The sequence below is a fragment of the Microbacterium sp. MYb72 genome (genome assembly GCF_002979415.1).
Classification (GTDB): Bacteria; Actinomycetota; Actinomycetes; order Actinomycetales; family Microbacteriaceae; genus Microbacterium; species Microbacterium natoriense.
The window spans coordinates 41,755-53,771 of record NZ_PCOT01000028.1 but is presented as its reverse complement, the minus strand read 5'-3'; the positions used below and the strand labels follow the sequence as shown (position 1 = coordinate 53,771).

The 12,017-nt window shown below is 69.5% G+C and carries 8 protein-coding genes; 4 read left to right on the top strand and 4 right to left on the bottom strand.

Annotated features, from left to right (window positions below; translation table 11 throughout):
- Both CQ047_RS14750 and def read left to right on the top strand, forming a co-directional pair.
- The coding region (locus tag CQ047_RS14750; protein WP_258132694.1) for a MinD/ParA family protein at positions 1-1,228 on the top strand (1,228 nt) is incomplete at its 5' end.
- Positions 1,228-1,719, top strand: coding sequence for a peptide deformylase (gene def, locus CQ047_RS14745; RefSeq protein WP_105676492.1), 492 nt, complete (start codon positions 1,228-1,230; stop codon positions 1,717-1,719). The genes CQ047_RS14750 and def, both read left to right, overlap by 1 nt.
- Positions 1,720-1,782: 63 nt before the next feature.
- Here the strand turns inward: def and CQ047_RS14740 are convergent, their stop codons facing one another.
- Complete coding sequence (locus CQ047_RS14740) at positions 1,783-3,615, bottom strand: long-chain fatty acid--CoA ligase (RefSeq protein WP_105676490.1); 1,833 nt, start codon at positions 3,613-3,615, stop codon at positions 1,783-1,785.
- Between the two features lie 128 nt (positions 3,616-3,743).
- On the opposite strand from CQ047_RS14740, the gene CQ047_RS14735 reads away from it, so the two are divergent.
- Entirely contained in the window at positions 3,744-4,442 is a 699-nt protein-coding gene (locus CQ047_RS14735; protein WP_105676488.1) for a 1-acyl-sn-glycerol-3-phosphate acyltransferase, read from the top strand.
- Between the two features lie 26 nt (positions 4,443-4,468).
- The gene (locus CQ047_RS14730; protein WP_105676486.1) at positions 4,469-5,809 is read left to right on the top strand and encodes a class II 3-deoxy-7-phosphoheptulonate synthase; all 1,341 of its coding nucleotides are present in this window, start codon (positions 4,469-4,471) and stop codon (positions 5,807-5,809) included.
- Positions 5,810-5,875: 66 nt separating this feature from the next.
- On the opposite strand, the gene CQ047_RS14725 is transcribed toward CQ047_RS14730, so the two are convergent.
- From CQ047_RS14725 to CQ047_RS14715, 3 genes are all read right to left on the bottom strand, one after another.
- Positions 5,876-8,638 carry an esterase-like activity of phytase family protein gene (locus CQ047_RS14725; protein WP_105676484.1) on the bottom strand — a complete coding sequence of 921 codons (2,763 nt, stop codon included), beginning with the start codon at positions 8,636-8,638 and terminating at the stop codon, positions 5,876-5,878.
- Between the two features lie 125 nt (positions 8,639-8,763).
- A complete protein-coding gene (gene pknB / locus CQ047_RS14720; protein ID WP_105676483.1) occupies positions 8,764-10,719 on the bottom strand; it encodes a Stk1 family PASTA domain-containing Ser/Thr kinase in 1,956 nt (651 codons plus the stop codon).
- Between the two features lie 76 nt (positions 10,720-10,795).
- Complete coding sequence (locus tag CQ047_RS14715) at positions 10,796-11,947, bottom strand: LysM peptidoglycan-binding domain-containing protein (RefSeq protein ID WP_258132693.1); 1,152 nt, start codon at positions 11,945-11,947, stop codon at positions 10,796-10,798.
- Positions 11,948-12,017 lie beyond the last annotated feature (70 nt).

Genomic DNA, 12,017 nt, shown 5'->3' with positions numbered 1-12,017 from the left:
TGCGCCCGAGCCGGAAGCCGTGAATGAGCCCGAGCCCGAGCCCGAGCCCGAGGACGCCGTCGCTGCCGAGGCGGCAGCGGCCGCTGCCTTCATCGCGCGTGCGAAGGCCGATCTCGAGGCCAAGGCGACGGCTCTCGCCCCTTCACCGTCTGTCGCATCCCGAAAGGAGCTCCCCGTCGTGAACGATGCGAAGGAGAAGTCCGTGGCGACGCAGCCCACCCGTGCGTCGCGCACCGAGGTGGCGCTCTCGTCGAAGCGCCTCGACGATCTGGGGGAGGCCTCGCGCGAGAGCGCCGATCTGCTCACCGCCGACCGTCTGCTCGACCCGAGCCGCGTCACCAGGCCCGAGCCGGAGGGCGCGTGGAGCCACTTCCTCTACACGGTCTCCGGGCGTCGCATCAACATCGGCGACGGCAGGCGTGCTCGCGAGCGAAAGGCGCTCAGTGCGAGGATCGCGGCCCCGCTGTCCGGCGGCGCGCGCTTCGTGCCCGTTCTGTCGCGCAAGGGCGGCGTCGGCAAGACGACGATCACCGCGCTCCTGGGGATGGCGCTCGCGGATGCTCGCGAGGACAGGGTCATCGCGGTCGACGCCAACCCCGACAGGGGCACTCTCGCCGATCGCGTCGTGCGGTCGGCCCACAGCCGGACGGTGCGCGACCTCGTGCGCATCCACGATGACGTGAAGGGCTACCACGACATCTCCTCGATCGTCGCACGCGACGCCACCCGTCTCGATGTGCTGGCCTCGGATTCCGACCCCCGCATCGCGGAGGCGTTCAGCGACAGCGACTACCGCGACGTCGCAGGCGTCGCGGCGCACTACTACTCCCTCGTCCTCACCGACACGGGCACGGGCATCGTCCACTCCGTGATGTCGGCGACGCTCGACCTCGCCGACCAGGTCGTGATCGTGTCGGGTCTCAGCGTCGACGAGGCGCGACTGGCGTCCGAGACGCTGACCTGGCTGGAGACCAACGGTTACGCGGAGCAGGCGCGGGAGGCCATCGTGGTGCTCAACCAGTCCACGCCCGGTGCGCCGTTGGTGCGGCTGAACGAGCTCGAGGCGCACTTCCGCACCAGGGCCAAGAAGGTCGTCCGGGTGCCGTACGATTCCCAGATCGCGGGAGGCGGCACGATCGTCTTCGCGAACCTGCAGCCGGAGACCCGTGTCGCGGCGCGAGAGCTCGCGGCGCTGCTGGTCGAGGGCCTCCGGGCGAAGGCCGCCTGATGGCCGTCCGTGAGATCCGCGTGTTCGGCGACCCCGTGCTGCGCACCGTGTGCGCGCCGATCGAGGTGATCGACGACGGCGTGCGCGCCCTGGTGACCGATCTGGTGGAGACCGTGGAGCTGCCCGGACGGGCGGGCGTCGCCGCGCCGCAGATCGGCGTCGCGCTGCGCGCCTTCAGCTACAACATCGACGGCGACATCGGCTACGTGTTGAACCCGGTGCTGACGGAGGTCCGCGGTGAGGCCGTGCCGACCGGCGAGGGCTGCCTCTCGGTGCCAGGGCTCTGGCACGACGCTCTGCGGCATCCGTGGGCCCGTGTGGAGGGCATCGATCTCGACGGCAACCCCGTGGTGCTGGAGGGCGACGGTCTGCTGGCCCAGGCCCTGCAGCACGAGACGGATCACCTCGACGGCAAGCTGTACCTCACCCGCCTCGATCCGGAGACCCGCAAGGTCGCCATGCGCGAGGTGCGCGAGAGCTCCTGGTTCTGACCGGTCATGCAGAAGGGCCCCGCCTCGGCGGGGCCCTTCTGCATGACCATGGTGGATCCGAGCTCAGCCGCCGATCGCGACGTTCGTGGTGGCGACGGGCTCGTCGTAGATCGCCGAGATCTCGTCGGCGAAGTCGCTCATGATGACGTTCCGCTTGATGGAGAGCTTGGGCGTGAGGTGTCCCGAGGCCTCAGTCCACTCGCTGTCGAGGATCGTGAACTTGCGGATCGACTCCGCGCGGGAGACGCGGGTGTTCGCGGCATCCACCGCCTTCTGCACCTCGGCGCGCACGGCGGCGTTCGTCGACGCCTCCTCGAGGGACATGTCGGCCGGGAGCCCGTTGTTGCCCAGCCAGGTCGGGAGCATCTCGGGGTCCAGCGTGATGAGGGCGGAGATGAACGGCTTCTGATCGCCCACGACGACCACCTGACCGATGATCGGGTTCGCGCGGATCGGGTCCTCGAGCGCGGCGGGGGCGACGTTCTTGCCGCCCGCCGTCACGATGATCTCCTTCTTGCGACCCGTGATCGTGAGGAAGCCCTCGGCGTCGAAGGTGCCGATGTCGCCGGTGCGGAACCAGCCGCCCTCGCTGAACGCGTCGGCGGTCGCCTGCGGGTTGTTCCAGTACTCCTTGAACACGTTGATGCCGCGGACCTCGATCTCGCCGTCCTCGGCGAGACGGATGCCGACGCCGGGGAGCGCGGGGCCCACCGTGCCGATCTTCGACTTGTCCGCGAGGTTGACCGTGGCGGGCGCCGTGGTCTCGGTCAGGCCGTAGCCCTCAAGGATCACCACGCCGAGGCTGTGGAAGAAGTGGCCGAGACGCGCGCCGAGGGGGGCGGAGCCGGACACGGCGTAGACGACGTTGCCGCCCATGGCCTCGCGCAGCTTGCTGTAGACGAGCTTGTTGAAGAGCGCGAACTTCAGGCGCATGCCGAACGGGATCGGCTTGCCGGCCTCGAGGAGCTTCGAGTGCTCGATCGCGACCTCGGCGGCGGCGCGGAAGATCTTGCCCTTGCCGCCGGCCTCGGCCTTCTGCTCGGCCGAGTTGTAGACCTTCTCGAACACGCGGGGCACCGCGAGGAGGAAGGTCGGTTTGAAGGATCCGAGCGCCGGCAGCAGCTGCCGGGTGTCGGGCTGGTGGCCGGTGCGGACGCCGGCGTGCACGTCGAGGATCGAGATGAAGCGCGCGAACACGTGCGCCGTGGTGATGAACAGCAGCGTGGAGGCTCCGGGCGTCTGCACGACCTCGTTGAGGGACTTCGCCGCGTTGCGGGAGAGCTCGACGAAGTTGCTGTGGGTGAGAACGCAGCCCTTGGGGCGGCCGGTCGAGCCCGACGTGTAGATGAGGGTCGCGATGTCGCTGCCGACCGCGAGGTTGCGTCGACGCTCGATCTCGTCATCCGTCACCGCGGCACCCTGCGCGGTGAGGGCGTCGATCGCTCCGAGGTGCATCTGCCAGACCTCGCGGATCAGGGGGAGGTCGCCGCGGACCTCGTCGACCCGGGAGAAGTGCTCGGGGGACTCCACGAGGAGGGCGATGGCGCCGGAGTCCTCGAGGATCCACTGGATCTGCGACGGCGAGCTGGTCTCGTAGATCGGGACCATCACGGCCCCGGCGTAGAACAGCGCGAAGTCGACGAGCGTCCACTCGTACGTCGTGCGAGCGAGGAAGCCGACCTTCTCTCCCGGCTGGATGCCGGCGGCGGCGAACCCCTTGGCCAGGGCGATCACGGCCGTCTGGAAGTCGGCGGCGGTGATGTCGCGCCAGCCTTCTCCTTCGGGCACGGAGAAGAGCGCGAGGTTCGGAGTGGCTTCGACGCGCTTCGCCAGGATGTCGGAGATGTTCGCATCTGGGTCGGCGGGGACGACGGCGGGGACTTCAAACTGGACCACGGCAGCTCCTTCGGTACCGGTCGGGCACGTGTTCACCCGAGTCTAAGGCATGGGACTGAATTTCATTCAGGATGAAACTCAGTCGCCACCGTGAATGGAAGCCATCCACGGCGCTAGACTTCACCACGATGTTCTACTGGCTGATGAAGTACGTCGTGATCGGCCCTCTGGTGAAGGCGATCTTCCGACCATGGGTGGTGGGCCGAGCGAACGTGCCCGCCAGCGGCGCGGCGATCCTCGCCAGCAACCATCTGTCGTTCGCCGACTCGATCTTCCTGCCGCTCATGCTCGACAGGTCCATGTCCTTTCTCGCCAAGAGCGACTACTTCACCGGACGCGGCATCAAGGGCCGTGCGACGAAGTTCTTCATGAAGGCCACGGGTCAGCTGCCGATCGACCGTTCTGGTGGCAAGGCATCCGAGGCATCCCTCAACACGGGACTGCAGGTGCTGGGCGGCGGCGACCTCCTCGGCATCTATCCCGAGGGGACGCGCAGCCCCGACGGCAAGCTGTACCGGGGGCGCACCGGCATCGCCCGGATGGCGCTCGAGGCCAAGGTCCCCGTCGTCCCGGTGATCATGGTCGACACCGACACGGCGATGCCGATCGGCCGGCGCATCCCGCGGATCATGCGCGTGGGGATCGTCATCGGAGAGCCGCTCGACTTCTCGCGCTACGCGGGCATGGAGAACGACCGCTACATCCTCCGATCCGTCACCGACGAGATCATGGTCGCGCTCCAGCGACTGGGGGAGCAGGAGTACGAAGACGTCTACGCGTCGACCGTCAAGGACCGCCTTCCGGTCGCTGCCACACGGCGCTCCTGAGCCTCAGCTCCCGCTAGGCTGGGGGCATGCTCCCGCACCACATCGACGCCCTTGACGCGTGGCGCTCGCTCCCGATCAAGCAGCAGCCGCAGTGGCCCGACGCAGAGCGCGTCGCCGAGGTCTCCCGCCAGATCTCGACCCTCCCTCCGCTGGTGTTCGCCGGTGAGGTCGACAACCTCCGGGATCGCCTCGCTCGCGCGGCATCCGGCCGGGCGTTCCTGCTGCAGGGCGGCGACTGCGCCGAGACGTTCGCCGGAGCGACCGCCGAGCAGATCCGCAACCGCATCAAGACGGTGCTGCAGATGGCCGTCGTGCTCACCTACGGCGCGTCGATGCCCATCGTGAAGATGGGACGCATGGCCGGGCAGTTCGCCAAGCCGCGCTCCAGCGACTCCGAGACCCGCGGCGACGTCACGCTCCCCGCCTACCGCGGCGACATCGTCAACGGCTACGACTTCACCGAGGGATCCCGTCAGGCCGACCCCGGCCGACTGCTGCAGGGGTACCACACGGCCGCGTCCACGCTGAACCTCATCCGCGCCTTCACACAGGGTGGTTTCGCCGACCTCCGCGAGGTGCACTCGTGGAACAAGGGCTTCGCGCAGAACCCGGCGAACCAGCGCTACGAGCGCATGGCCGCCGAGATCGACCGCGCGATCAAGTTCATGGAGGCCGCGGGTGCGGACTTCGACGAGCTCAAGCGCGTCGAGTTCTTCACCGGTCACGAGGGCCTGCTGATGGACTACGAGCGGCCGATGACGCGCATCGACTCCCGCACCGACACCCCGTACAACACCTCGGCGCACTTCCTCTGGATCGGCGAGCGCACCCGTGAGCTCGATGGCGCGCACGTCGACTACTTCTCGAAGATCCGCAACCCCATCGGCGTCAAGCTCGGCCCGACGACGTCGCCCGACACGGCGCTCGCGCTGATCGACAAGCTCGACCCGAACCGTGAGCCCGGTCGCCTGACCTTCATCACGCGCATGGGCGCCGGCAAGATCCGCGATGCGCTTCCGCCGCTGCTCGAGGCCGTCCGTGATTCGGGTGCGCAGCCGCTGTGGGTCACCGACCCGATGCACGGCAACGGCATCACCACGCCGACCGGGTACAAGACCCGTCGCTTCGACGACGTCGTCGACGAGGTCCGCGGATTCTTCGAGGCGCACCGCGCGGTGGGCACGTTCCCCGGAGGCATCCACGTCGAGCTGACCGGCGACGACGTCACCGAGTGCCTGGGCGGTTCCGAGCAGATCGACGAGGCCGCGCTCGGCACCCGTTACGAGAGCCTGTGCGACCCGCGTCTGAACCACATGCAGTCGCTCGAGCTCGCCTTCCTCGTGGCCGAGGAGCTCGAGAAGCGCTGACACGCGCCGAACGCCGAATGAAGAAGGGCCGGAACCTCCTGGGTTCCGGCCCTTCTCCGTGTCGGGTCAGGAACGCGTGCGGCGGCGGACGATCAGCAGCACGGCACCCGCGAGGAGCAGGATGCCGGCGCCCACGGCCACCGGCAGGAGCCAGGACGCGTCACCGCCGGTCGTGGCCAGGTCGCCAGGTCGCACGGAACCTCCGGTGCCGGGGGTCGTCGCCCCGCCGGACGCGGTCACCGTCAGCGGGGTGCGGGCCGTGACCTCGCCCGCGACGGCGACGATCTCGTGCGCTCCCGGCGCGGTGCCCGCGGGGACCGCCCCGGTGAAGCGCAGGGCGCCCTGGGCGTCGGTCGAGGCGGTGCCCAGCACGACCGGATCGCTGTGCAGCTCGATGCGCACCTCCGTCGAAGCGGGGAACCCCGTTCCCGTGACGGTGAGCTCGGCGCCGGCCTTCACGCTCGACGCGCTCAGGGTGAGCGAGGGCACCGCGGGCGCCGACGTGTCGGGGAAGACCTCGGAGGCGGCGCCCAGGCGCAGGAACACGGTCTCGCCCGTGGCGTCCTTCAGACCGTCGTTGTCGGTGACCCCGTACAGGCGGCCGTCCGCGGCGATCGCGAAGCCCTCGAGCTTCTCCTGGGTCCAACCGGCCGTCGCCCTCAGCTGCGGCAGCACGTCGATCGCGGTCGTCTTCTCGAGCACGGTCAGAGGCTGTCCGAACGCGCTGGGCGCAGCATCCGCCGGGATGTCGACGCGCGTCACGCGCTTCACCGCGGCCGAGGGGCCGTTGAGCTTGTCGCGCTCGATGATCGCGAACGTGTCGTCGTCGATCGCCGTGATCTCCGACAGCCCCATCCAGTCTCCCTGGGCGGTCGTCGCGTCGAGGCGGTAGCCGAACCACTCCCATGCGCCCGTCGCCGGGTCGAGGCGGCCGATGCGGGTGATGTCGGCTCCGTCCACGGTGCCGGCGGCGAGGTTCGATGGGTCTGTCCAGAGCGGACGCTGGATGACGCTCCACACACGGAGGTCGGCGCCCTCGCCGGTCACGCTGACGCCCTCGAAGCCCCACTTGCCGACGTGCGCGGCGACCTCGGCCGGCAGCGGGTGACGCGAGAGCACGGTACCTGCGGCATCCGTGTGGACGATGGTGTTGCCGGCTCCCGCCGCGCCCTCCACGGCCAGCCAGAAGGTGCCGTCCGCGGCGGTGGAGATGCCCTCCACATCCAGAGCGATGGGCGAGCCGCTCTCGGTGACGGCCGTCGAGGCGGTGATGCGGGCAGGAGTCTGCGACACGTCGACGGTGTAGATCGTCGCCGGGGAGACGACGGCGTCGCTCGCGGCGTAGACGAGCGAGGAGTTCGTCGGGTGCCCGGAGAGCGCGCCGAGCGCGGACCATCCGATCGGCGCGCCGCCGACCGCATCGGACAGGATGCTGGGCTGCGCGGGCGCACCGGCGCCGAAGGAGAACAGGCTCACGGAGGCGCGGACGCCGACGCTCGCGTCGTCCGTCTCGCTGGACACGACGAGCAGATCGCGCCCCGGCACCGGGAGGATGCCCTCGGGGCCGTTGGTCGTGAACAGGATCTGATCGAACACGGGGGAGGCCGGGTCGGTCATGTCGTACACGGCGACGAAGTTGGAGCGCTCACTGGCGACGAACACGTACGGCGTGCCGCCGAACTCGGCGAACGCGAGCCCTTCGGGCTCGGCCCCCTTCTTGGCCGCGCGGTCCTCGTTGTGCAGGCCGTACTGCACGGCGATGTTCGCGAAGCTGTTCCCCGCGTCCCACACCGGCAGACCGGTCGCGGTGTCGAACACCGTCCAACCGCGGGTGCCGCCCTTCCAGTCGCCCTCGTTGGCCGTGGCCACCAGACCGTCGCCGACCCACGCGATCGAGTCGGGCTCGCGAGGCGTCGCCGGCAGCGATCCGGTGAGGTCGATGCGGCCGTCCTTCACGGTGTCCACGCCGCTGAGCGCGACCGCGCCCGCCGAGAAGACGGACGTGAGCGTCTTGGTCTCCAGGTCGATCACGGCGATGCCGTTGTTCTCCTGGAGCGTCACCGCGAGCCGGTTGCGATCGTCGATGGTGACGTACTCCGGCTCCGGGTCCTGCGGGGTGTCGATTCCGGATGCCGCGACGATTGGCAGCGGGCTGCCGTCCTCGGCGAGGAAGCGCACGGGGGTCGTGGTCCAGGCGGCGGGGTCCTCGCCGAGGTCGAGCACCTGGACGAATCCGCCGGGCAGCTGGGGGAGATCCCCCTTCTTGCCGCCGGCGGGCTTGATCTCCTCGTCGCGCTGGTTCTCCATCGCGATCGCCGCGTACGCGCCGTCGTGCGAGATCGCGATGGAGTCGGGCTGGCCGCCCAGATCGATCGAGCGCACGAGGGAGCGGTCGGATGCGCGCAGCACGTCGAGCCGCCCGTGCGGATCGGTGAACTGCCCGCCGGTCTCGTCGATCACGACGAGGATGTAGTCGCCGTAGGAGGCGACCGACGTGGGCTGGTCGTCGGGGTGGCCGAGGTCGGCGAGGGAGACCGTTCCGGTTCCGCGGGGGTTCGACGGGTCGGTCACATCGACGAAGCCGATCCGCTTTCCGAGAGCGTCGGTGTAGACGACGGTGCCGTCGGCGGTGATCGTGGAGATCTCCGCGACGGTGGCGGATGCCGGGTCCACCCCCGCAGGAGCGTTAAGGTACACGGGGTAGGTCGCGGCGCGGGAGAAGACGTCGGCGGTGCGGGGGGCCGCGGAGGCCGGGACGGCGGCGACGGTGATCGTGCCGGCCAGAAGGCAGGTCGCGAGCACCGCGGCGGAGAGGGGACGAGAGGGCATGGCACACTCCGGGTCGGCGAGTACGGGGGTACTCGACAGAGTGTGGGCGTCAGGCATCCGGCAGATGCCGGGGGAGTTGCCCCGCCGTGGCCGGGAGGTGAACGGCGGGTGACGCGCAGCGGATGCTAGCCGCTGAGTCCCATCTGGAGCACGATGGTGGTGCTCTTGCGCTGCGGCTCGGTCGGGCTGTAGGAGACGACCTTGGTGTTCTTGTTGTCGAGCAGGTCCCACGCGCCATCCGGGATCATGGTGTCGCTGGTGTAGCTCCACTTGAACCCGGCGTTGGTGAGGGCCTCCTTCGCCTTGTCCCGCGTCATCCCCTTCACATCGGGGACGTCGAACAGCTCGGGCCCCTTCGAGACGATGAGCTGGATGGTGTCGCCCGGTCGCCAGGATCCCGCCTCGGCGCGGTCGGCGTACCCGATCACCTTGTCCTTGGCGACGTCCTCGCTGAACACGGTCTGGCTCTCCGGGTTGACCACGAGACCCTTGTCGGTCAGCGTCTTGGTCGCCTGGTTGACGTTCATGCCGCTGACGTCGGGGACAGGGCCCACCGACACCTGGATGGTCGCCGTGTCCTTCTCGTGCACCGTGCAGCCCTGGTCGCAGCCGAAGGCGTCGCCGCCGCCACGAGGGGTGATGCGCACGTTGAGGACCATGCCGTCGTCGAGGTCGTCGAAGTACTTCTCGTCGTCGGTGATGTCGAGGTTCGCCGCGTCGAGCTGACCGCGGACGGTCTCGACGTCCACTCCGGCGACGGGGGCGAGATCGTGCGGTGCGGGTCCGGTGGAGACGATCACCGTGACCGTCACGCCTCTGTCGAGACGCTGGCCCTCTCCGGGGTCCGTCTTGATGACCTCTCCTGCGGGGATGTCGACGGAGAACTCGTCCTTCTGCACCGGTACGAATCCCTCGGACGTCAGCGTATCCGCGGCGTCCTGGTACGACATCCCGGCCACACCGGGCACGGCCACGAGCGAACCGGGGCCCGATCCGAACCACCAGCCGACGCCGCCGGCGACCGCGGCCAGCAGCAGCACGAGCGTGAGCAGGAAGGCGCCGCGGGCACGTCGCTTGGACGACCGGCGACGCAGCAGCGTCGCGTTGTCGACCGTCTGCGGCACGGGAGCCGTGGGGTCGGCGATGGGCAGCGTTCCCGGCATGACCTTGGTGAGATCGCCGGAGTCGGCGTGCGCGCGCTGTGGCGCGGTGGCGGAGGCGACAGCGGGGGCGATGCCGAGAGAACGCTCGATCTCGCGCAGGCGCTCCAGCATCTGGCCCGCGTCGTCCGGACGGTCGTCTGGGGACTTCTCGGTGGCCCAGAGCACGAGCTCGTCGAGCTGCTCTGGCACGCCGGGGTTGCGCGCGCTCGGCCTCGGCACCGATTCCGTCGCGTGCTGGAAGGCGATCTGCATGGGCTGCTCGCCCTTGTAGGGCTGCTCGCCGACCAGCATCTCGTAGAGCATGATGCCGAGCGCGTAGATGTCGCTGCGGGCATCGGCGGTGCCGCGTGTGACGAGCTCGGGGGCGAGGTAGGCGATCGTGCCGAGCAGCTGCTGACCGGTCGCGGTGTTCGCCGTGGTGGCACGTGCGAGGCCGAAGTCGCCGATCTTGATGCGGCCGTCCTCGGCCAGCAGCACGTTCTCGGGCTTCACGTCGCGGTGCACGATGCCGGCGCGGTGAGCGGCGGAGAGCCCGGAGAGCACCGCATCCATGATCGTGATCGTCTGCGAGATCGTGAGGCGCTTCTGCTCGCGGAGGAGCTCGCGCAGGGTGATGCCCGGCAGGTACTCCATCACCAGATAGGCGAGCTCGCCGTCCTGGCCCTGGTCGAAGACGTTGACGACGTGCGGGTCGGCCAGACGCGCCGCCGAACGGGCCTCCTGGATGAACCGGCTCTGGAAGGCCGAGTCGTCGCTGAGGTGCGCGTGCATGACCTTGAGGGCGATGCGCCGCTCGAGGCGGAGGTCGGTGGCGACGTACACCGTCGCCATGCCGCCTCGCGCGATCCGGGCCCTGACCCGGTACCGACCGTCGACGAGCCGCCCGATGAGGGGGTCGGCCTGCTGATTGGTCGTCACGTCAAGATTCTATGGAAGACAGGCTGAAAGCCTGCGGAACGGCTCGCCCCTGAGGGCTGCGGGTTTGCCGGGAGGTTCACCCGAGGTGGGCGAGCCACTGGTATGCCTGGGACTCCCACTGGCCGTAACGCAGGGGATACGCGGAGATCTGCACCGCCTGGGCGGCGTCTGTGAACGCCATGCCGTCCCATCCGGGGATGTCGAGCAGACCTCGGGAGTTCTGCCCGTTGGGGTCGCTCTGCCCGCCGTAGAAGACGCGGGTGCTGCGGTCGGCATCCATGATCTGCTCCGCGGCGCCCCACCCGGTGCTCGGGCGCTGCTGGAAGAGTCCGAGCGAGTCGCGGTCTCCGTAGGAGAGGTTGCGCATGCCCGACTCGACCATCGCGGTGGCCAGTGCGATCGCGACGCCGCGATCGGAGACCCCGAGCTGGCGGCCGATGCGGACGATGAGCGCCGCGTTCGCCGTCTGCTCCGCGTCGAGGCTCGCGCTGAGCTGCTCGGTGCCGGATGCCGCTGCGGCAGGGGGAGCGGAGACGGTGATGCTCTGCCCCGGATAGATGATCGATCCCGGGCCCAGGCCGTTCCACGCGTACAGGTTCGCGGTCGAGGTGCCGTACTTCTGGGCGATCGCGGAGAGCGTGTCGCCCGCGACCACCGTGTAGGCCTGCCCGCCCGTCGGCGCCGGTGCGGCGACGACAGCGGGAGCCGCTGCAGGGGCCAAGGCTCCGGTGACAGCAAGGGTCTGGCCCGGGTAGATCACGGATGCCCTGGTGAGACCGTTGGCAGCGAGCACGGCGTCGACCGTGGTGCCGTACTTCTGCGCGATGCCGTAGACGGTGTCCCCGGCGACGACCAGGTGGCTCTGCCCGACTGCAGCCGACGGCGCGGGAGAGGCGGGCGCTGCGGCGCCCGTGAGGGTGAGCGTCTGGCCGGGGTAGATCACCGAGCGCCAGGTGAGGCCGTTCCATGCGAGCACATCGGTGGTGCGCAGACCGTGCTGCTGCGCGATGGCGGACACCGTGTCGCCAGGCTGCACGACGTAGCTCGTCGGCGAAGCCGTGGCGGGCACGATCCGAAGGCCGGAGAGATGGAGACGCTCGATCTGCGTCGATGACGCGTCGGCGGATGCCGGGGCTGCGGCGATCGTTCCGGCGAGGGTGCCGAGCACGGCAGCGGGCACCCCCAGCTGCAGGTAGCGCATGCGTCGCGCTGCGGAGTTCGGTCTCACGGGTCCCCCTTGTTCGACGTCTGCCCACGCTGACACGTAAGTAAACAGAAGTCAACAATAGTGACTCAAG

Excerpts from the sequence above, each read along its gene's own strand:
- def (WP_105676492.1), top strand. The coding sequence starts at position 1,228 with ATGGCCGTCCGTGAGATCCGCGTGTTCGGCGACCCCGTGCTGCGCACC.
- CQ047_RS14735 (WP_105676488.1), top strand. The coding sequence starts at position 3,744 with ATGTTCTACTGGCTGATGAAGTACGTCGTGATCGGCCCTCTGGTGAAG.
- CQ047_RS14730 (WP_105676486.1), top strand. The coding sequence starts at position 4,469 with ATGCTCCCGCACCACATCGACGCCCTTGACGCGTGGCGCTCGCTCCCG.
- CQ047_RS14725 (WP_105676484.1), bottom strand. The coding sequence starts at position 8,638 with ATGCCCTCTCGTCCCCTCTCCGCCGCGGTGCTCGCGACCTGCCTTCTG.